A 19,940-nucleotide genomic window follows, 5' to 3' on the forward strand; every position below is an offset into this window, starting at 1 on the left:
GCCTGGACAAAAGACAGACCTGTGGCAACTGAGTAACAGCAATCCGCCGCTCAGCTGTTAGTTTCGCGGAGTTTCAGGCGCACTTTTATTGGGGACCCAATGAAGAAATTCGCTATAGCGCTGAGCGCGCTGGCGTTGGGGATATCGGCGGCTTCGGCCGCAGACTTGCCAGCCCGCACTTACACCAAGGCTCCGCCGCCTTCCTTAGTTGCTGTTTACGACTGGTCCGGTTTCTACATTGGCGTCAATGGTGGCGGCGGCGGCGGCCAGAATTGCTGGAACTTTGTATCTGCAGGGTTCGACGCTGGCTGTCACAACGTACGCGGCGGCGTAGTGGGCGGCCAGATTGGCTACAATTGGCAAGCAAGCAATTTTGTAGTTGGCGTGGAGCTTTCCGGCGATTGGGCGAACCTGAGGGGAAGCAACGTGCCCGTGTTGGCTACCTCGGGTACCGACAATTCTCACGTCTCAAGTATCTTCATGGCGACAGCGCGCGCTGGCTATGCTTGGGACAGAGCTTTGCTCTACGTCAAAGGCGGCGCCGCTTGGGTGCACCAAGATTACTTCCGTACCTGCAATGGGATCACCGCGACCGGCGCCTGCCTGCCCGTTGGCTTCACACCGACCACCGGAAGTGAAACGCGTGTCGGCGGCGTGGTTGGCGCCGGCTTTGAATATGCAGTGACCAACAACGTGATTCTGGGTATCGAGGGAGATTTTTTGCCGTTAGGCACGAGAGACAACACCTTCAATGCTCGCCCGACCTATAGCTGCGGCGCGGGCCCTGGGCAGCCTTGCACCATCGCCGTCAAAGAAAATCTTTGGACGGTGACTGGACGGCTTGGCTGGAAATTTGGCGGCCCGGTGGTCGCGAGGTACTGATCGCTTCCCCCGACTTCCGAAATTGGCCCATCGCGCCATCCAGCTGCGTTTCAGAATTGGGTGCAATCGGTGCATAGCGCACTTTGGCGAGGCGCTTGCTGCCGGATTTAAGAGTTCAACTTTGGCGCTCGTGCGCCCCCGCCTCACCCAGCACCCGCTGCGCGATCGCCACGACCTCCGTAGCGGCGATATCGCGCATGCAGCGGTGGTCGTTCATCTTGCAGATCGTGCTCTGGCAGGGCTGGCAGGCGAGCACGCTCTTGTCCTGGACCACGGTGGCGGCGAGGCCGTTGAGGGGGGCCCAGAGATAGGGGCTGGTCGGGCCGAAGATGCCCATGGTGGGCGTGCCCAGCGCGGCTGCGATGTGCATCAGGCCTGAGTCGTTGGAGATGGCAACGCCCGCCGCGGCCATGGCCAGCACACCGTTGCGCAGATCGTTTCCGGTGAGGTCCCGCACCGCCGGGCCGCCCGCTGCGACGATCTGCTGGGCGAGGCCCTTTTCCGCGGGGCCGCCGACCACCCAGACCTCCAGGCCGCGCTCGACCAGCAAGCGGGCGGCTTCCGGATAATAGGTCCAGCGTTTCGAGGCGCCGACCGAGCCGGGGGCGAGCGCCACCGCGGCGCCTGCGCTGAGGCCATTGGCCTGCCGCCAGCGGACGATCTCCTCGGCCGGCACGCGAAGCTGCGGCACCGGCCATTCCGGCGGCAGGGGGGCGCCGTCGGGCTGGGCGAGGACGGCGTTCTTGTCGATGAAACGGGGCAGCTTTTTCTCGCCCCAGCGCCAGCGGTTGAGCAGGCCGAACCGGAACTCGCCGACGAAGCCGACCCGTTCGGGGATGCCCGCCAGCGCCGGCGCGATGGCCGCCTTCCAGGTCCGGGGCAGCACCAGGGCGGTGCCGTAGTTGCGCTCGCGCAGCAGCTTTGCGAGGCCCAGCTGGCGCCCTATGGCCAGCCGGCTGCGAGGCAGGTCCCAGGCGATGCCAGCGCGCACGCCGGGCATGTAGTCCACCAGCGGGGCGCACAGGGAGGTGGTCAGGAGATCTACCGGCCGGTTCGGCCAGCGCTCCTTCAGGACCCGGATCACGGTGTGACCCCGGACGAAATCGCCGATCCACATGTAGGGGATAATCAGGATCGGGCGGGTGTCGCTCCGGTCCGTATATCCACTATATTGCGAATCTTGGTTCATTCGTTAAACAAAGCCGGGGGCGATCGGATCCGGTGGTTCGGTTAGCCGCTCCGGGCCGGCAGGTAAAGCCGCCAGAAGCGCCAATCCCAAAACCGCTTACACTTTGGCGGATCATGCGCTACGGCAGGACCGGGCCGCAAAACATCGGGCAGGGATTTCAAAATGTTGCTGGTGACCGGCGGGGCCGGTTTTATCGGATCGAATGTCGTGGCTGCCCTCAATGAATCGGGCCGCGGCGACGTCGCGGTCTGTGACTTCCTTGGCAGTGACGGCAAGTGGCGCAACCTCGCCAAGCGCCAGCTTGTGGATATCGTCCCCCCGGGCGAGTTGCTCGACTGGATGAAGGGCCGCAAGCTGGATGCCGTGATCCATCTCGGGGCGATTTCCGCGACCACAGCGACCGACGGCGATCTCGTGTTCGAGACCAATTTCCGCACGTCGATGCGTCTGCTGGACTGGTGCACGGCGGGCGCCGTGCCGTTCATCTACGCCTCCTCGGCGGCGACCTATGGCGACGGCACGGAGGGCTTCGACGACGACGCCTCGGTCCCTGCGCTGAAGAAGCTGCGGCCGATGAATCTCTACGGCTGGAGCAAGCATCTGTTTGATCTTGCCGTTGCCGAGCGAGTCGCGAACGGCGATCGGCTGCCGCCACAATGGGCGGGCCTGAAATTCTTCAACGTGTTCGGCCCTAACGAATACCACAAGGGCTCGATGATGAGCGTGCTGGCGCGGCGCTTCGACGACGTCAAAGCGGGCCGCGCCGTGCAATTGTTCAAGTCGCATCGCGAGGGCATCGCCGACGGCGATCAGCGCCGCGATTTCATCTATGTCGACGACGTCGTGCGCGTCGTCATGTGGCTGCTGGCGACGCCATCGGTGTCCGGCCTCTTCAACGTCGGAACCGGGAAGGCCCGCAGCTTCAAGGACCTGATGCTCGCGGCCTATGCCGCGCTCGGCGCCAGGCCCAACATCGAATACATCGACATGCCCGAGCAGATTCGCGACAGCTACCAGTACTTCACCCAGAGCGAGGTCGATCGCCTCCAGCGCGCCGGCTACAATGGCGGCTTCAAGAGGCTCGAGGATGCGGTGAAGGCCTATGTCGGGGATTATCTCGACCGGCCCGACCGCTTCCGCTGAGGCTCCTTGACCATGGCGACGCCCATTCTCGATTTCGATGCCCTTGCACAAGCCATCTCGGGTCGCACGGTGCTGTGCATCGGCGACATCATGCTGGACGAGTTCGTCTACGGCGAGGTGTCGCGGATCTCGCCGGAAGCGCCGGCGCCGGTCATCGCCGCCCAGCGCAGCGAGATCCATATCGGCGGTGCCGGCAATGTCGCGCGCAATGTCGCGTCCCTCGGCGCGCGCTGCATCTTCGTCGGCCTCGTCGGCGAGGATGCCGCGGGCAAGCAACTCGCCGCGGCGCTTGCGGAGCAGGGTGGGATCGAAAGCGTGCTGGTGTGCGATCGGTCGCGGCCGACAACGCGCAAGGTTCGCTTCGTCTCCGAGCATTTTTCCACGCACATGCTGCGTGCGGATTGGGAGCAGGCGGTTGCTGCATCCGATGACGTCGAGGCCAGTCTGATCGATGCGATCCTGCCCCAGATCGCGCGCGCCGACATCGTATTGCTCTCCGACTACGCCAAGGGCGTGCTGACCGCGCGCGTGATCCGGCACACGATCGACGCCGCGCGAAAACTCGGCAAGCCGGTGATCGTCGATCCCAAGAGCCTGAACTGGGCGATCTATCGCGGCGCGACGCTGCTCACGCCCAATCGCAAGGAGTTTGCGGAGGCCACGAGAAGCCGCGCCGACACGCCGCAGAGCATCGTCGATGCCAGCGAGGACGTGATGCGGCTCGCCGATTGCGAGGCGATTCTCGTCACGCAAGGCGAGCACGGCATGACGCTGGTGCCGCGAAACGGTGAGGCCGTTCACGTTCCGGCCGTTCCGGTGAAGGTGCGCGACGTCTCCGGCGCCGGCGATACCGTCGCCGCCGCGCTCGCGGTGTCGCTCGCCACGGGCGCGGACTGGGATACGGCGCTGCGCATGGCCGCTGCCGCAGCCGCCGTCGCCGTCGGCAAGCAGGGCACCGCCAGCGTGACTGCGGCCGAACTGAAGCGAAAGATCCTGCCGCATGCCTCCCTCGCCGCCGAGGAGAAGATCGTGCTCGAGCCGGGCGCGCTCGAGGCGCAGCTTGCGGAATGGAAGCGGCAGGGCCAGCGCGTCGGCTTCACCAATGGCTGCTTCGACATCCTGCATCCCGGCCACGTCAAGGTGCTGACCGCGGCGCGCGCCGCCTGCGACCGCCTGATCGTGGGCCTCAACAGCGATGCCTCGGTGCGGCGGCTGAAGGGCGCCGATCGCCCCGTTCAGGACGAGCGGGCGCGTGCGGAAGTGCTGGCGGCGCTCGAAGCCGTCGATCTCGTCGTCATCTTCGAGGAGGATACGCCGATCGACCTGATCACCCGGATCAAGCCGAGCGCGCTGGTGAAGGGGGGCGATTACACCCGCGAGCAGGTGGTCGGCCACGAGGTCGTCGAGGCGGCGGGCGGGACGGTCGTGCTGGTCGACGTTCTCCAGGGCTTCAGCACGACGGCGCTGGTTCATCGCGCGCGGGGAGGGGGCAAGTGACGGCGCTGGCCGGGGAGACGACCGGCCGGATGCTGTGGCGGCGCCTGCGCAGTCCGGCGGCCTGGGGCGAGACGGTCGACCTGTTCGCGATCCTGACCGCGGCCTCGCTGCCATGGTCGACCTCGCTTGCGGGGATATTCAACGCCCTGATGCTGCTCTGCATGGTGCCTTTCCTCGACGTTCGCGAGTTCCTGCAATCGCTCAAGCGTCCGATCTGCGCCGCGCCGATCGCGCTGGTCCTGCTCGCGCTGGTGGGGACATTGTGGTCGGACGCGGCCTGGGGGGCGCGTTTCTACGCGGTCAATCCCACCGTCAAGCTGCTGGTGCTGCCGGTTCTGCTCTTTCACTTCGCGCGCTCGCCGCGCGGGCACTGGGTGTTCGTCGCCTTCCTGGTGTCCTGCGCGCTGTTGTCGGTGATGTCGTGGCTGGTCGCCTTCGACCCGAACCTCGCGCTCAAGACCGATCCCGCCGAACGCGGCATCTTCGTCAAGAACTACATCGACCAGAGCCAGGAGTTCACACTCTGCGCGGTCGCGCTCGCTTATCCGATCGTGATGCTGCTGCGCGAGAAGCGCTACTGGATCGCCGGCCTGCTCACGGCGCTGGCGTTCAGCTTCTTCGTCAACATGGCTTTCGTGGTGGTATCGCGCACCGCGCTCGTCACCATTCCGATCCTGTTCGGCGTGTTCGCGCTGCTGCACCTGAGATGGCGCAGCATCGCGATCATCGCCATCGCTTTGCTCGCCGGTGCGGTTCTCGCCTGGCAGGCCTCGCCGCAATTGCGCAAGACCGCCGAGACCTTCGCCAGCGACTACACGCGCTATGTGGAAAAAGGCGAGCCGACCTCGCTTGGCCTGCGGCTCGAATTCTGGCGGAAATCCCTCGGCTTCTTCGCGGAAGCGCCGGTCATGGGGCACGGCACCGGCTCGACGCGCGGTTTGTTCGAGCGTGTCGCAACGCCCAGTGGTCGGTACCAGGCGTCCGCCGAGGTGATCGGCAACCCGCATAACCAGACCTTGAACGTCGCCGTGCAATGGGGCGTCATCGGCATCGCCGTGCTCTATTCGATCTGGATCCTGCACCTGCTGTTGTTTCGCGGCGACGGGTTTGCCAACTGGGTCGGCCTCCTCGTTGTGGTCCAGAACGTCTTCACCTCGCTGTTCAACTCCCACCTGTTCGACTTCCACGAGGGCTGGATGTACGTCATCGGCGTCGGCGTCGCCGGCGGCATGGTGCTCCGGGCGCAGCAGGTCGAGGTGAAGGTGGGGGAAGCCGGTTCCTGAACGGCCGCGCGGCTGGCAAGCCTTGTACTGGCAGCCTTGTACTGGCAAGTCCGGTCGAGATGGGCTATCAGCGCGGTCAGGTTGCACCCAACGGGATTTTCATCGGTCCGCGGATGACGCGTCTTTCGCATCTCACCTTGCGCAATTTCCTGATCGCGCTCCACGACCTGCTGGCGACCACGGCGGCGCTGTTCGCTGCCTTCTATCTGCGCTTCGAGGGCGGCGACGGCTTCTACGATCGCCTGCCGCTGCTGTTCGAGATCCTGCCCTATTTCCTCGCCTTCAGCGTGGTCGTGTTCTTCATCTTCAACCTGACCACGACGAAATGGCGCTTCATCTCGCTGCCCGACGCGATGAACATCATCCGCGTCGCAACCGTGCTGACGGTTGCCCTGCTCGTGCTCGATTACATCTTCGTCGCCCCCAACGTCCGCGGCACCTTCTTTCTCGGCAAGGTGACGATCGTTCTGTACTGGTTCCTCGAGGTCTCCTTCCTCAGCGCATTGCGCATGGCCTATCGCTATTTCCGATACACGCGGGTGCGGCGTCACGCCCGCACCGATGATGCCGCGCCGACGCTGCTGATCGGCCGCACCGCGGATGCCGAGGTGCTGCTCCGCGGCATCGAGAGCGGGGCGATCAAACGCATCTGGCCGGTCGGCGTGCTGTCGCCGTCGAGTTCCGATCGCGGCCAGTCCATCCGCAACGTGCCGGTTCTGGGCGGCGTCGAGGACATCGAGGACGTCGTCGCCGACTTCGCCAAGCGCAGCAAGGCGATCGCGCGCATCGTGATGACGCCGACCGCGTTCGATCCGGAGTCTCATCCCGAACAGATACTCATGCGGGCGCGCAAGCTGGGGGTGATCGTGAACCGCATGCCCTCGCTGGAAAGCGGCGATACGCCGCGGCTCACGGCCGTCGCGGTCGAGGATCTGCTGCTGCGGCCGAGCGAGACGATCGACTATGCGCGGCTCGAGGCCCTGATCGAGGGCAAGGCCGTGATCGTCACCGGCGGCGGCGGCTCAATCGGTTCCGAGATCTGCGAGCGCGTCGTCGCGTTCGGCGCCGCGCGCCTCCTGATCGTGGAAAATTCCGAACCGGCGCTCTACGCGATCACCGAAGCGCTCGCGGCGCAGGGCACGGCTGCTGCGGTCGAAGGGCGGATCGCCGACATTCGCGACCGCGAGCGCATCATGCGCCTGATGGCCGAGTTCAAGCCGGACATCGTGTTCCATGCCGCCGCGCTCAAGCACGTGCCGATCCTCGAGCGGGACTGGAGCGAGGGCGTCAAGACCAACATCTTCGGCTCGATCAACGTCGCCGATGCCGCGCTCAGCGCCGGCGCCGAAGCCATGGTGATGATCTCGACCGACAAGGCGATCGAGCCGGTGTCGATGCTCGGCCTCACCAAGCGCTTCGCCGAGATGTACTGCCAGGCGCTCGACCACGATCTTGCGGCAGGGAGCGGCGGCGCCAGGCCGCCGATGCGGCTGATCTCGGTCCGGTTCGGCAACGTGCTGGCGTCGAACGGCTCGGTGGTGCCGAAGTTCAAGGCCCAGATCGAGGCCGGCGGCCCCGTGACGGTGACGCATCCCGACATGGTCCGCTACTTCATGACCATTCGCGAGGCCTGCGATCTCGTCGTCACGGCGGCAACGCATGCGCTCGGCACGCAGCGTTCGGACGTCTCGGTCTACGTGCTCAACATGGGCCAGCCGGTGAAGATCGTCGATCTCGCCGAGCGCATGATCCGTCTGTCGGGCCTGCAACCCGGCTACGACATCGAGATCGTGTTCACGGGCATGCGGCCCGGCGAACGCCTGCACGAGATCCTGTTCGCCTCCGAGGAGCCGACCCGCGAGATCGGCGTCGCCGGCATCATGGCGGCGCAGCCGAACGAGCCGCCGATGCAGACGCTGCGCAAATGGATCGCTGCGCTGGAGCAGGCGATCGCACGCGACGATCGGGCCACCATCAGGACGATCCTGAAGGACGCGGTTCCGGAATTCGGGTCGACCGCGGCCTGACCATGCAATCTGGAGGCAAGATCGTCGTCGCGAGCCAGCATTATCCGCCGGATCCGAGCACGACGGCGGCGATCATGGCGGAGATCGCCTGCCGTCTCGCCGTCGGCCACGAGGTCGTCGTGCTGTCGGGCTCGCCCGGCGCACTGCCGGCGTCGCAGAGCGGTCCGGGCAAGCCGCGCGTTGTCGCTGTCAAGAACCGGATGGCAGGCAAGGCGGCGCTGGTACGGCGCGGCGCCTCCGAGCTGCTGTTCGCGGCGCGCACATTCTTAGCGCTGCTGCGTGAGCTCAGGCGAGGCGATGTCGTGCTCACCGTCACCGCACCGTTCATGCTGCCCTATGCGGTCGCGGCCGCCGCGCGGTTCAAGGGCGCGCGCTCGGCGCTGATCATGCACGATCTCTTCCCCGACGTGCTGGTGATGGCGGGTCTGCTGAAGCCCGGCTCGCTCGTGACGCAGACGATGCGCTTCGCCAACGGCCTGATGTTCCGCGCGCTCAACGCCGTCATCACCATCGGCCGCGATGCGGAGCGGCCGCTGCTGAGCTATTCCGGCATGAGGAGGAACAAGATCCGCTTCATCCCGAACTGGGCGACGCTCGTGCCCGGGCCGCGACCGCTCGCAACGGACAGTCCTTTCCGCAAGGCAATTTCTGCGCGTTTCATCGTCGGCCTGTCGGGCAATCTCGGCTTCACCCATGATCCGGACATCGTGTTCGAGGCGGCCCGCCTCCTGAAGGACGAGCCGGACATCCACTTCCTGCTGTCCGGCTGGGGCATCGGCTTCGCGCGGTTGCAGCAGTTGCAGGCCGCAGCGAACCTCTCCAACGTCTCCTTCGTGGCGCGGGTCGAGGACGCCGAGCTCGAGGCGTTCCTGGCGGCTGCCAATCTCTGGATCATTCCGTACCGGAAGGACGTAGCGGGCGTGTCGGTGCCGAGCCGGTTCTACAACCTGCTGGCGGTCGGCCGTCCCGTGGTGCTGGTCTCGGAGCCCGAGGCCGAGGCCGCCTTGACGGTGGTCGAGAACGGGCTCGGCTGGGTCGTGACGCCGGGGCGCGCCGATCAGCTCGCCGAGGCGATCCGTACGGCGTCGCGCGCCGACGACGGCGCCATGGCGGAGCGCGCGGTGAAAACGGCTTCGAAGTTCGACCGTACTGTCGCGATGAACGCCTATGCCGCCGTGATCGACGAATTGTTGCGCAACCCGGACCTTTCGGAGCAACGATGAGTGAACACAAGCCAGTCGTGCTGGTGACGGGAGCGAGCGGCTTCGTCGGCCGCCATGTCGCGCCTGCGCTGGCGCGCGAGGGATGGTCCGTCCGCCGCGCGGTGCGCATCCCGGAAGGCGTGGGCGATGAGGTCGTCGTCGAGACGATCGGCCCCGAGACCGATTGGCAGGCGGCGCTCGAAGGCGTCGACGCCGTGGTCCATCTCGCCGCGCGCGTGCATCACAAGCACGAGGAGCATGCGGTCCAGCTCTACCGCAACGTCAACATCGCCGGCACGCTGCACCTGGCGCGCGGTGCGGCGGCAGCCGGCGTACGCCAGTTCATCTTCGTCAGCACCGTTCTCGTGCACGGGCGCAGCAATGAGGGCCGCGCGCCGTTCAGCGAGGACGACATTCTCACGCCGCGCGGGCTCTACGGCATGTCCAAGGCCGCGGCCGAGGCGGGCCTGAAGACGCTGGCGCGCGACACCGACATGAACATCTCGGTGATCAGGCCGCCGCTGGTCTACGGCGCGGGCGCCAAGGGCAATTTCGCGCTGCTGACGCGTGCGGTGAATCTGGGGATGCCGCTGCCCTTTGCCGCGATCCACAATCAGCGCGCGTTTCTCGCCGTGCAGAACCTGTCGTCGTTCATCGTGCGCCGGCTCGCTCATCCCGATCCCGCCAGCAATTTCGAGATATTCCTGGTGGCCGACAGGGAACAGGTCTCGACGCCCGAATTCATCGAGCGGCTGGCGAAGGCTGCGGGCAAGAACTCGCGGCTGTTCGGGATGCCGTCGAGCCTGCTCAGCACGCTGCTCAGCGTGATGGGCCGGCAGGATACGCATGACAGCCTGATCGGCTCGCTGGAGCTCAACCTCTCCAAGGCGATGGCAACCGGCTGGCAACCGGAGATCTCGCTCGACGAGGGCCTGCGGCTGGCGCTGTCGGCTCAGGACGCCTGAGGGCGGGAGAAGCGCCGCAGCACGAATCCGACCGCGATCGCGCCGGCGAGCAGGCATGCGATCGTGATCGCCATCGAGCCGGCGCGAACGGTGACGATGGCAAGCAGTGCCAGCACGAGGTTGAGCGCGAACACCTCGCCGGTCACGCGGGAGACGGTGAAGCCGTTGTCGGTCGCACGCTGGTAGAAGTGCGTGCGATGCGCCGACCAGAATTGTTCGCGGCTGCCGATGCGGCGAAGCAGCGTGATGGTGGAATCCGAAAGGTAATAGGCCGGCAGCAGCAGCGCCGCGGCGGGCTGCCCGCGCCAGGCAAGCTCGAGCAGGCACCAGCCGAGCAGGAGGCCGATCGGCAGGCTGCCGACATCGCCGAGAAACACCTTCGCGATCGGCTTGTTGAACGGTGCAAAGCCGAGCATGGCGCCGCACAGGGCCGCGGCGATCAGCGCGGCCGGCCAGGAGAGATCACCGAACCATCCGAGCAGCAGCAGCGCCGCGGTGACCGGCACCACTTCCGCCACCGTCATCAGGTCGAGCCCGTCCATGAAATTGACGAGGTTCACGAACCAGACGCCAGCCAGCAGGATGAGGCCGCGCTCGAGCGGAAGCGGCAGCGCCGGAGCGATGCGCGCGGTCTCGGGCGCGGTGAACACGACGGCTCCGACGCAGACTGCCTGCAGCACGAGCCGCGCAAGCACCGGCAGCGACACGATGTCGTCGGCAAATCCGACCAGGGCGATCAAGACGGTCGCACCGATCAGCGCCGGCGCGATCGCGATGTCCGTCCAGGCTGCCCAGGCGGACGCGACCAGCAGCGTCGCCGATATGACCGCGATGCCCGCACCCTGCGGGGTCGGGATGCGATGCGAGGACCGCGCGTTCGGCCGCGCCAGCGCGTAGCGCTGGAGCAGGGGACGGCTGCCCCAGGTGATGACGGCCGACACCAGCGCGGCGATCGCAACGGCCAGCAGCGAAGGTACGGCGAGCGCGTCGGCGGCCGGGTTCACTCCGGCACTCCGATCGGCGCCGATCCTTGCGCGGCTTTCTCCGCGCTGAGAATCCAGACCAGTCCGCCGACGGCGCCGACGATGAAGTAGACGGTGCCGAACAGCAGCGAGATGTTGACGCCCTCGTTGGCGGCAAGTCCCGCAAAGCCGAATGCCAGGCCCATGGTGGCCTCGCGCACGCCCCAGCCGGCGATCGAGATCGGCATCATCGTGATCAGCATCACCGGCGGCACGAGCAGGAAGACGTCGCTGAAGCCGACCGGGGCCGCAATCGACTGCACGACGCACCAGGCGATGACGACGGTCAGCACATGCACCGCGACCGACAGGATCGTGACGATCGGTCCGCGCGAGCGGCTGAAGATCACGCGATTGGCGATCACGGCACAGGCGTGAACGTGATGCGTCACCCACCAGGTCTTCAGCCACCGCCAGTTCAGCGCGCCGAAAATCAGGAAGCCGAGGCCGCCTGCGAGCGCCGCAAGGTCGACGAGCAGCAGCGCCGAGCGGCCGTGCGGATCGGAGATGAGGGAATAGCTCCAGGGCAGGCTCGCGACGATGAGGATCGCCACCGCGATCAATCCGATCGCGCGGTCGACGAAGATCGAGTAGGTCGCGGCGCGCCAGCCTGCGCCGGCGCGCGCGACGAGCCACAGCCGGACCGCATCGCCGCCAATGGCCGATGGCAGGGTCTGGTTGAAGAATGCGCCGATCACGTTGTAGCGCATCGCGCGGGCGAGCCCGAGCGGCGCGCCGCATTCGGCGCTGATCTCGCGCCAGCGCAGCACGCCGACGAAGATTTGCAGGAACGTGATCGCGATCGCCAGGCCGATCCAGAACAGGCTGGACACGGTGAAGCGCGAAAACAGTTCGGACAGATTGACCTTGCGCAGCGCCAGATAGAGCAGCGCCGCGGAAATCAGGATTTTGGCCGTCGACAGCAGGATTCGGCGCATCTCGCCCGCATGAACAGGGGTTTTTGAAGCAACCCGACGCACGGCGCCGAATTCGGCCGCTTTGGTATGGTTTTGGCGCCGATCTTGCAATAGCTGTTCTGAAGTCGTTCTGAAGCTGTGTTCCGGGCCGTTCCGAATGGCCCTCGTGCAGGGGCAGGGCTATTGCGAGCCCCTCGACAGGATGGCTAAAGAAGCGCTGCGGACGCAAGACTGAGCGAAGACCGGACGAACGATTGGCGAAGGATTCCTCGGGAACAGGATGACGGATCAGGCGATTTTGGTCACGGGTGCCGCCGGCTTCATCGGCTTTCACGTCGCCCGCCAGCTTTTGGGCGAAGACCGGCCCGTCGTCGGGCTCGACAATCTCAACAGCTATTACGATCCGGCGCTCAAACAGGCGCGCCTTGCGCTTTTGCGCGGCGATTCCCGCTTCTCCTTCGTCGAGGCCGATCTCGCCGACCGCGAGACGATCGCAGCGCTGTTTGCGCGACATCGATTTGCCAAAGTCGTGCATCTCGCGGCCCAGGCCGGCGTGCGCTATTCGATCGAGCAGCCGCAGGCTTATGTCGATTCCAATCTCCAGGGCTTTCTCAACGTGCTGGAGGGCTGCCGCAACAATGCCTGTCGTCATCTCGTCTACGCCTCGTCATCCTCCGTTTATGGCGCCAACACTAAACTGCCCTTTGCCGTGCAGGACCGCACCGACCATCCCGTGAGCTTCTATGCTGCGACCAAGAAGGCGAACGAATTGATGGCGCAGTCCTACAGCCATCTCTACCGGCTGCCGGTCACGGGCCTGCGCTTCTTCACCATTTACGGGCCGTGGGGACGGCCCGACATGGCGTTGTTTCTGTTCGTGAACGCCATCATGGCCGGTCGGCCGATCCGGCTCTTTAACCATGGCAAAATGCGCCGCGACTTCACCTATATTGACGACGTCACCCGTGTAGTGTCCAAGCTGATCGATCTTGTGCCCACGGATGACCCGGCCGCCGCAAATGCGCCGTCTAAGGTCTACAATGTCGGCAATCACCACCCGGAAGAGCTGATGCATGTCGTCGGGCTTCTGGAGCGGGAGCTGGGTCGGACGGCGATCAAAGAATTGCTGCCGATGCAGCCCGGAGACGTCTTGGAAACGTTCGCGGATGTCGAGGATCTGATGCGCGATACCGGCTTTGCACCGTCAACGCCGATCGCGCACGGGGTCCGTAATTTTGTCACCTGGTATCGGGACTACTTCAAGGTTTGAATGACGATGGACAAACGCATTATCCCCCTGATCATGTGCGGCGGCGCCGGCACGCGGTTGTGGCCGGCTTCGCGCGAGGTGCGCCCCAAGCAGTTCCTGCCGCTGTTCGGCACGCGCTCGACCTTCCAGGACACGCTGCTGCGCGTCTCGGATGCCTCGCTGTTCGAACGTCCGATCGTCATCACCAATGCGTCCTACCGCTTCATGGTGCTGGAGCAGCTCGCCGAGATCGGCATCGAGGCCGACGTGATCCTCGAGCCGATGCGGCGCGATTCCGGCCCCGCGATCGCCGCCGGCGCGGTGTTCGCGCAGAACCGCGCCAGTGAAGCCATCGTGCTGGCGCTCGCCGCCGACCACGTGGTGCAGGACAAGGCCGCCTTCGTCGCCGCATGCCGCGAAGGGCTCACTGCCGCGAGCACCGGGCGCATCGTCACCTTCGGCGTCAAGCCGGAGCGGCCGGCGACCGAATACGGCTATATCAGCCCGGGCGAGGCGATCTCCGGCACGGTGCACGCGGTTGCGCGCTTCGTCGAGAAGCCCGACGCGGTGAAGGCCGCCGACTACGTCGAGTCCGGCTATCTCTGGAACAGCGGCAACTTCATGTTCCCGGCCAGCGTGCTGCTCGACGAATACCGCAAGGTCGACGCGGCGAGCGTGGAGGCGGTGTCCAACGCGGTCGCCAATGCCGGCCGCGATCTCGGCTTCGTGACGCTGGAGCCGGAGGCGTTCGGCGCCGCCAAGGCGATCTCGATCGACTATGCCGTGATGGAGAAGACTGCGCGCGCGGCCGTTGTGCCGGTGTCCTGCGGCTGGTCCGACGTCGGCTCCTGGCACGCGGTGTGGGAGCTGTCGGCGAAGGACGCGCAAGGCAATGCCGCGCACGGCGCCGCCGTGTTCGAAGACTCGCGCAACTGCAACGTCACCACCGATGCCGCGCTGGTCGCGCTCGAGGGCGTCGACGATCTTGTCGTGGTGGCGACTGCGGATGCCGTGCTGGTGTCGCGCCAGAAGGACGCCAACGGCCTGAAGCGGCTCGTGACCAAGCTCAAGGCGGTCGCTCCGAAGGTCACCGAGGAGCATCTCAAGGTGCACCGGCCCTGGGGCAGCTACCAGTCGGTCGACAATGGCGAGCGCCACCAGGTCAAGCGCATCGTAGTGAAGCCGGGCGGGCGGCTGTCGCTGCAGAAGCACCATCATCGCGCCGAGCACTGGATCGTGGTCCGGGGCGCTGCCCGCGTCACCGTCAACGAGACCGTCAAGACGGTGCACGAGAACGAGTCGATCTACATCCCGATGGGCGCCGTGCACCGGATGGAGAACCCCGGCAAGATCATGCTGGAACTGATCGAGGTCCAGACTGGAAGTTATCTCGGGGAAGACGACATCATCCGGATTGAAGACGACTATCAAAGGTCGTAACCAGCACACTCCGAATCACGTGATCCGGGCCGAAAGAGCGGTATCTTTCAGCCACTTAAGGCCCGGGGAACGTGTAACTTTTTGAATCAAATCGTGTCCGGTCAGTCAGGCCGGCATTCGCCACAAATGTGGCGTCCGTGCTAGAAGCAGCCCGGGGATTTGCGCTGAATCGGGGTTTGCTCACATGAGTTCCAAGGGATCTGCACCGGCAAAGGCCGGCCTGCGCGTCGGCGTCATTGGCGCGGGCGTGATGGGCAGCAACCACGCGCGCGTGCTCAGCGGTCTGCCGGGCGTCAGTCTCGTCGGCGTCGTCGATCCTTCGGCGGCCCATCGCACGCGCGCCATGGAACTTGCCCATTGCGCGAGCTTCGAGACGCTCGACCAGCTCCTGGCCGAAGGCGTTGACGCCGTCACCATCGCGGCGCCCACCCATCTGCATCACGAGGTCGCGCTCGCCTGCATCGCCAAGAACATCCACGTGCTGGTCGAGAAGCCGATCGCCTCCACGGTTGCGGAAGGCCGCGAGATCGTTGCCGCCGCGCAGAAGGCCGGCGTGACGCTGATGGTCGGCCATGTCGAGCGCTTCAATCCGGCGGTCGCCGCCGTCAAGCAGGCGATCGCGGGCGAGGACATCCTCTCGATCGCGATCACGCGCGTCGGCCCGTTCCCGCCGCGCATGTCCAATGTCGGTGTCGTCATCGACCTTGCCGTGCACGATATCGACCTGATCCGCTGGTTCACCGAATCCGACATTGTCGAGGTGCAGCCGCAATTGTCGAGCGCGGTCGCCGAGCGCGAGGACATCGCGCTGCTCCAGTTCCGTACCGCCAACGGCGTGCTCGCCCACATCAACACCAACTGGCTGACGCCGTTCAAGGCGCGCAGCGTCACGGTCGCGACCCGCGGCAAATACGTGATGGGCGATCTGCTAACGCGCCAGGTTACCGAATGCTTCGGCTTCAAGCCGGATGGCAGCTACTCGATGCGGCATTTGCCGGTCGGCCATGACGAGCCGCTCCGTGCCGAGCTGATCGCGTTCCTCAAGGCCGTGCGCAACGGCGAGATTCCGGCGGTCACCGGCGACGAAGGCGTCGCCAGTCTCGAGATCGCCACGCAGTGCCTGGAAACGCCGTCGCGGCCCGCAGCCAAGGCACCCGCCCGTACAGGCCCGCGGCGCGTCGCCGGCTGAACCCTTTCCATGTCGACCATTCAAGAAGGCGCCATGAACCAGCATCTTCGTTCCGAACCCATTCCCTTCATCGATGTCGCTTCGCAGCGTCGCCGGCTCGGCGCCTCGCTCGATGCCGCGGTGAAGCGCGTTCTCGACCATTGCCAGTTCGTCAACGGTCCTGAAGTCGCCGAGCTCGAGAAGCAGCTTGCGGCCTATTGCGGTGCCAAGCACGTCATCGGCTGCGCCAGCGGCACCGACGCGCTTCTCATGGTGTTGATGGCGAAGAATGTCGGTCCCGGCGATGCCGTGCTGTGCCCGTCGTTCACCTTCATTGCGACCGCGTCGCCGGCGGCACGGATGGGCGCCACCCCGGTCTATGTCGATGTGGATGAAACGACCTTCAACATGAGCCCGGAGTCGCTGAAGCGGGGCATTGCGGCCGCTCGCAAGGCTGGTCTCAAGCCCGTTGCGGTCATTCCAGTCGACCTGTTCGGCCAGCCTGCAGACCACGATGCCATTGCCGAGATCGCCAGGGCCGAAGGCCTGTTTGTGATCGACGACGCCGCGCAAGGCTTCGGCGCAAGCTATCATGGCCGCAAGCTCGGCACCTTCGGGCTCGCAACCACGACCAGCTTCTTCCCCGCAAAACCGCTCGGCTGCTTCGGCGACGGCGGCGCGATCTTCACCGATGACGACGAGCTCGCAGCCACGCTGCGCAGCATCCGCGTGCACGGGCAGGGCGTCGATAAATACGATAACGTCCGCCTCGGCCTGACCGGCCGGCTCGACACCATGCAGGCCGCGATCCTGATCGAGAAGCTGAAGATCTTCGACGACGAGATCGCTGCCCGCAACAAGGTCGCTGAGCGCTACGCGCGAGGCCTGTCGAATGTCGTCACCGTGCCGCGCCTTGCGCCCGGCAACACCTCGGTCTGGGCGCAGTACACCATCCGCCTCCCCAAAGGCACCGATCGCGATGGCTTTGCCGCGGCGCTGAAGGCTCAGGGCGTGCCGACCGCGATCTATTACGGCAAGTCGATGCACCAGCAGACCGCCTACAAGCAGTATCCGGTCGCCGACGGCGGCCTGCCTGCTTGCGAGAGCCTGTCGCAAGACGTCATCAGCCTGCCGATGCACGCCTATTTGACCGAAGCCGACCAGGAGCGAATCATCGCAGCCGTGCGCGGCGCGGTTTCGGGCTGATCTTCCTGTCACCTCTCCCGCTTGCGGGAGAGGTCGCCGCGAAGCGGCGGGTGAGGACTCTCTGCCTCTTGGGAATTCTCGCTTGCGGAAACACCCTCTCCCCAACCCTCTCCCGCAAGCGGGGGAGGGGCGACCTTCCTCGCGGTTTGCACCTAGACCTGATCTCGCCATGCACTAAAACAGACGCATGCTCGGACGCATCTTCACGGTTGGCGGATATACGCTGCTCTCGCGGCTGACGGGATTTGCCCGCGACATCATGCTCGCGGCGATCCTGGGCGCCGGCCCCGTGGCCGACGCCTTTTTCGTGGCGCTGCGGCTGCCCAATCATTTCCGCGCGATCTTCGCCGAGGGTGCCTTCAACGCCGCCTGGGTGCCGGCCTATGCCCATGTCCATGGCGAGAAGGGGGAGGGCGCGGCAAGACTGTTCGCCGACCGCATCTTCACGCTGCTGCTGGCCTCGCAAGTGGTGCTGCTGATCGTCGCCTGGCTGTTCATGCCGCAGGCCATGAGCATCCTGGCGCCGGGCTTCAGCGAAGACGCCGAGCAGCGCAAACTCGCGATCGAGCTGACCCGGATCACCTTTCCTTATCTCTTGCTGATCACGCTGGTGACGCTCTATGGCGGCATGCTCAACGTGATGCAGCGCTTCGCCAGCGCCGCCGCGGCGTCGATCTTCCTCAACATTTCGATGATGATGACGCTGGCGCTGGCCGCCTGGTTTCCCAGTGCGGGCCACGCCGCCGCCTGGGGCGTCCTGATCTCGGGCTTTTTGCAGTATTTCCTGCTCGCAGGCGATCTCGCGCGCCACGGCGGCCTGCCGCGCTTTGCGCCGCTCAAGCTCGATGAAGACGTTCGCGGATTCTTCAAGGCGCTCGGGCCGGCGACGCTGGGCTCGATGGGCACGCAAGTCGCGCTGTTCGCCGACACCATCATCGCGACCTTCCTGCCCGCGGGCGCGCTGTCGGCGCTCTATTACGCCGATCGCCTCAACCAGCTGCCGATCGGCGTGATCGGCATCGCCATCGGCACGGTGCTGCTGCCGGAGATGTCGCGGCGAATCACGGCCAACGACCATGACGGCGCGATGAAGGCGCAGCGCCGCGCCTTCGACTTCACGCTGCTGTTCTCGATTCCGTTCGTGGCCGCCTTCCTCACCGTGCCCGACGAGATCATGCGCGCGCTGTTCGCCCGCGGCGCGTTCTCCAAGGCCGATGCGGCCGCCGCAGGCGCCACGCTAGCGGCCTACGCCATCGGCCTCATTCCCTTCGTGCTGATCCGGAGCGCGGTCGCGACCTTCTATGCGCGCAAGGACACCGCGACACCGGTGCGGGCGTCGCTGACCGGCATCGCCGTCAACGTTGCCCTGAAGGTCGCCCTGATGGGATCGCTCGCCCAGATCGGCCTCGCACTGGCCACCGCCGTCGGTGTCTGGACCAATCTGCTGATGGTGCTGTTCTTTGCGGTGCGGCGAGGCTTTCTCGTGCCGGACCGCGCCTGGCTGTTGTCCCTCGCCAAATTCCTGCTGACCGGGTTGATCCTGGCCGCAAGCTTCTGGCTGATCGCGCGCTTTAGCACGACCGCGCTTGCCGCGCTGCCGGCCTTCCGGGACGAAGCAACGCTGGGGGTGTTGGCGGTGGGTGGAACGATCGTTTACACGCTCGCAATCCTCGTGCTGTTCGGCCGCAGCTGGCTGGTCTCGCTGGTGCGCGGCTAGGCGCGTATCGATAGGTTCGTCATATCCGCTCGACCCGCGAGAAGCGGATCGCTGGGCCGCAACTAACATCATGCGGCCCAGAAGTCGCCCTTGATCAGATCGATGTCACGCTGCTTTCACCAGCACGTCAGTCAACCAATCCGGCTCGCCGATCATGACCGAGTGGCCAGATGTCGTGTTTTCGAGGACAGTCCAGGAATTGTCCGACTTGCACTCCGCTGCCGCTTTGTCCAAGGCGGCTAACTGGAATTTGGGTAAACGGATGTAGGTCTTCTTCGCGACCTTTTCGCGTGCGCCGGAGAGCTTCGCCGGTTGCAGCCACGTCCCAATCGGTTGCGGTGTTACTTTTGATAGAACCCAAGCGACGTCTTTGGGATCGCTAAAGGCCGTCGGAGGGAGCGCTTTGGGGGCCGGACGGCTGATCGCGCCCTCCTCGATCGGGAAGGGCACCAGGTCTCGAAATGACTGGCCGTCGGCGGGCTTTATTGCATCAACCCAAACGATAGATGATACGCGGTTTCCGATACGTTCAAGAGCACCCGACGCGGGACATCCGGCATACGAATGGGCAACGAGGCAAATGTCCGTGAGGTCTTCCCATTCGACCAGATTTGCGATGTCACTAATGTGCGTGTCGAGATTTATGTCTTTGCTGAGGAGGTGCGAGCGTTCAGCCAATCCCGAGCGTAAACGCATAGACTTTATGGCCCTGTTTTTCGAGCCTCTCGGTCACACGATGCCAACACCACGCGCCGTAAAAGGCGCCACCAATCAGAACAAAAGTCTTTGGCGCGGATTGAGCGCGCGCACTGCCGATGCCTGATGAAGTTACCGAGACTGCACTTATTCCGGCCGCGACGCCGCCGATCAATCTGCGGCGGGTGACATTTTGCAAAGTCATGAAATCCCTCCCGTGCAAGAATATGAGTTCAATATCAGTGCGACTATCTAATCGCCAAAATTGGATTGGGGGAAGACGAGTGCCGCCGGCTTGGAAGGAATTTTTTGATCCAGTCGGTGACTTCTGAATGGG

At 65.2% G+C, this 19,940-nt stretch carries 17 protein-coding genes; 12 read left to right on the top strand and 5 right to left on the bottom strand.

Annotated features, from left to right (window positions below; translation table 11 throughout):
* The first annotated feature begins 99 nt into the window (after positions 1-99).
* Positions 100-882 carry an outer membrane protein gene (locus JQ572_RS22570; RefSeq protein ID WP_211385028.1) on the top strand — a complete coding sequence of 261 codons (783 nt, stop codon included), beginning with the start codon at positions 100-102 and terminating at the stop codon, positions 880-882.
* 115 nt (positions 883-997) lie between these two features.
* Here JQ572_RS22570 and waaF read toward each other — a convergent pair whose 3' ends face one another.
* On the bottom strand, positions 998-2,071 hold the full coding sequence (gene waaF, locus JQ572_RS22575; RefSeq protein ID WP_211385029.1) for a lipopolysaccharide heptosyltransferase II: 1,074 nt from the start codon (positions 2,069-2,071) through the stop codon (positions 998-1,000).
* Positions 2,072-2,233: 162 nt separating this feature from the next.
* Here waaF and rfaD point away from each other — a divergent pair, with 162 nt between their 5' ends.
* The 6 genes from rfaD to JQ572_RS22605 all read left to right on the top strand — a co-directional run bounded on the left by rfaD (position 2,234) and on the right by JQ572_RS22605 (position 10,188).
* Positions 2,234-3,214, top strand: a complete 981-nt coding sequence (gene rfaD / locus JQ572_RS22580; RefSeq protein ID WP_211385030.1) for an ADP-glyceromanno-heptose 6-epimerase — start codon at positions 2,234-2,236, stop codon at positions 3,212-3,214.
* Between the two features lie 12 nt (positions 3,215-3,226).
* Positions 3,227-4,711, top strand: coding sequence for a D-glycero-beta-D-manno-heptose-7-phosphate kinase (gene rfaE1 / locus JQ572_RS22585; RefSeq protein ID WP_211385031.1), 1,485 nt, complete (start codon positions 3,227-3,229; stop codon positions 4,709-4,711).
* Positions 4,708-5,994: an O-antigen ligase family protein gene (locus JQ572_RS22590; protein ID WP_211385032.1), complete on the top strand. Its 1,287-nt coding sequence runs from the start codon at positions 4,708-4,710 to the stop codon at positions 5,992-5,994. The genes rfaE1 and JQ572_RS22590 overlap by 4 nt, the downstream gene beginning before the upstream one ends.
* 113 nt (positions 5,995-6,107) lie before the next feature.
* Entirely contained in the window at positions 6,108-8,021 is a 1,914-nt protein-coding gene (locus tag JQ572_RS22595; protein WP_211385033.1) for a nucleoside-diphosphate sugar epimerase/dehydratase, read from the top strand.
* A 2-nt stretch (positions 8,022-8,023) separates the two neighbouring features.
* Positions 8,024-9,244 carry a glycosyltransferase family 4 protein gene (locus JQ572_RS22600; RefSeq protein ID WP_211385034.1) on the top strand — a complete coding sequence of 407 codons (1,221 nt, stop codon included), beginning with the start codon at positions 8,024-8,026 and terminating at the stop codon, positions 9,242-9,244.
* Positions 9,241-10,188, top strand: coding sequence for an NAD-dependent epimerase/dehydratase family protein (locus JQ572_RS22605; protein WP_211385035.1), 948 nt, complete (start codon positions 9,241-9,243; stop codon positions 10,186-10,188). The genes JQ572_RS22600 and JQ572_RS22605 overlap by 4 nt, the downstream gene beginning before the upstream one ends.
* Here JQ572_RS22605 and JQ572_RS22610 read toward each other — a convergent pair.
* Both JQ572_RS22610 and JQ572_RS22615 read right to left on the bottom strand, forming a co-directional pair.
* Positions 10,176-11,192 carry an MraY family glycosyltransferase gene (locus tag JQ572_RS22610; protein WP_211385036.1) on the bottom strand — a complete coding sequence of 339 codons (1,017 nt, stop codon included), beginning with the start codon at positions 11,190-11,192 and terminating at the stop codon, positions 10,176-10,178. The genes JQ572_RS22605 and JQ572_RS22610 overlap by 13 nt on opposite strands.
* On the bottom strand, positions 11,189-12,148 hold the full coding sequence (locus JQ572_RS22615; RefSeq protein ID WP_211385037.1) for a lysylphosphatidylglycerol synthase transmembrane domain-containing protein: 960 nt from the start codon (positions 12,146-12,148) through the stop codon (positions 11,189-11,191). Before JQ572_RS22615 ends, JQ572_RS22610 begins: the two co-directional genes overlap by 4 nt.
* Positions 12,149-12,407: 259 nt before the next feature.
* Here JQ572_RS22615 and JQ572_RS22620 point away from each other — a divergent pair, with 259 nt between their 5' ends.
* The 5 genes from JQ572_RS22620 to murJ all read left to right on the top strand — a co-directional run bounded on the left by JQ572_RS22620 (position 12,408) and on the right by murJ (position 18,907).
* On the top strand, positions 12,408-13,397 hold the full coding sequence (locus JQ572_RS22620) for an NAD-dependent epimerase (RefSeq protein ID WP_211385038.1): 990 nt from the start codon (positions 12,408-12,410) through the stop codon (positions 13,395-13,397).
* A gap of 6 nt (positions 13,398-13,403) precedes the next feature.
* Positions 13,404-14,816 carry a mannose-1-phosphate guanylyltransferase/mannose-6-phosphate isomerase gene (locus JQ572_RS22625; RefSeq protein ID WP_211385039.1) on the top strand — a complete coding sequence of 471 codons (1,413 nt, stop codon included), beginning with the start codon at positions 13,404-13,406 and terminating at the stop codon, positions 14,814-14,816.
* 184 nt (positions 14,817-15,000) lie between these two features.
* Positions 15,001-16,005 carry a Gfo/Idh/MocA family protein gene (locus tag JQ572_RS22630; RefSeq protein ID WP_211385040.1) on the top strand — a complete coding sequence of 335 codons (1,005 nt, stop codon included), beginning with the start codon at positions 15,001-15,003 and terminating at the stop codon, positions 16,003-16,005.
* 33 nt (positions 16,006-16,038) lie between these two features.
* Positions 16,039-17,190, top strand: a complete 1,152-nt coding sequence (locus tag JQ572_RS22635) for a DegT/DnrJ/EryC1/StrS family aminotransferase (RefSeq protein WP_211385041.1) — start codon at positions 16,039-16,041, stop codon at positions 17,188-17,190.
* A gap of 187 nt (positions 17,191-17,377) precedes the next feature.
* Positions 17,378-18,907, top strand: coding sequence for a murein biosynthesis integral membrane protein MurJ (gene murJ / locus JQ572_RS22640; RefSeq protein ID WP_211385042.1), 1,530 nt, complete (start codon positions 17,378-17,380; stop codon positions 18,905-18,907).
* Between the two features lie 105 nt (positions 18,908-19,012).
* On the opposite strand, the gene JQ572_RS22645 is transcribed toward murJ, so the two are convergent.
* Entirely contained in the window at positions 19,013-19,585 is a 573-nt protein-coding gene (locus JQ572_RS22645; RefSeq protein ID WP_249129197.1) for an alpha/beta fold hydrolase, read from the bottom strand.
* A complete protein-coding gene (locus JQ572_RS35140) occupies positions 19,578-19,808 on the bottom strand; it encodes a hypothetical protein (protein WP_249129198.1) in 231 nt (76 codons plus the stop codon). Before JQ572_RS35140 ends, JQ572_RS22645 begins: the two co-directional genes overlap by 8 nt.
* Between the last annotated feature and the right edge of the window lie 132 nt (positions 19,809-19,940).

This window comes from Bradyrhizobium sp. SZCCT0153, from assembly GCF_018129995.1.
Classification (GTDB): domain Bacteria; phylum Pseudomonadota; class Alphaproteobacteria; order Rhizobiales; family Xanthobacteraceae; genus Bradyrhizobium; species Bradyrhizobium japonicum_G.

Coding starts and splice junctions, on each gene's coding strand:
- rfaD (WP_211385030.1), top strand. CDS start 2,234: ATGTTGCTGGTGACCGGCGGGGCCGGTTTTATCGGATCGAATGTCGTG.
- rfaE1 (WP_211385031.1), top strand. CDS start 3,227: ATGGCGACGCCCATTCTCGATTTCGATGCCCTTGCACAAGCCATCTCG.
- JQ572_RS35140 (WP_249129198.1), bottom strand. CDS start 19,808: ATGACTTTGCAAAATGTCACCCGCCGCAGATTGATCGGCGGCGTCGCG.
- JQ572_RS22630 (WP_211385040.1), top strand. CDS start 15,001: ATGAGTTCCAAGGGATCTGCACCGGCAAAGGCCGGCCTGCGCGTCGGC.
- JQ572_RS22595 (WP_211385033.1), top strand. CDS start 6,108: ATGACGCGTCTTTCGCATCTCACCTTGCGCAATTTCCTGATCGCGCTC.
- murJ (WP_211385042.1), top strand. CDS start 17,378: ATGCTCGGACGCATCTTCACGGTTGGCGGATATACGCTGCTCTCGCGG.
- waaF (WP_211385029.1), bottom strand. CDS start 2,071: ATGAACCAAGATTCGCAATATAGTGGATATACGGACCGGAGCGACACC.
- JQ572_RS22615 (WP_211385037.1), bottom strand. CDS start 12,148: ATGCGCCGAATCCTGCTGTCGACGGCCAAAATCCTGATTTCCGCGGCG.
- JQ572_RS22625 (WP_211385039.1), top strand. CDS start 13,404: ATGGACAAACGCATTATCCCCCTGATCATGTGCGGCGGCGCCGGCACG.
- JQ572_RS22635 (WP_211385041.1), top strand. CDS start 16,039: ATGAACCAGCATCTTCGTTCCGAACCCATTCCCTTCATCGATGTCGCT.
- JQ572_RS22600 (WP_211385034.1), top strand. CDS start 8,024: ATGCAATCTGGAGGCAAGATCGTCGTCGCGAGCCAGCATTATCCGCCG.
- JQ572_RS22570 (WP_211385028.1), top strand. CDS start 100: ATGAAGAAATTCGCTATAGCGCTGAGCGCGCTGGCGTTGGGGATATCG.
- JQ572_RS22620 (WP_211385038.1), top strand. CDS start 12,408: ATGACGGATCAGGCGATTTTGGTCACGGGTGCCGCCGGCTTCATCGGC.
- JQ572_RS22605 (WP_211385035.1), top strand. CDS start 9,241: ATGAGTGAACACAAGCCAGTCGTGCTGGTGACGGGAGCGAGCGGCTTC.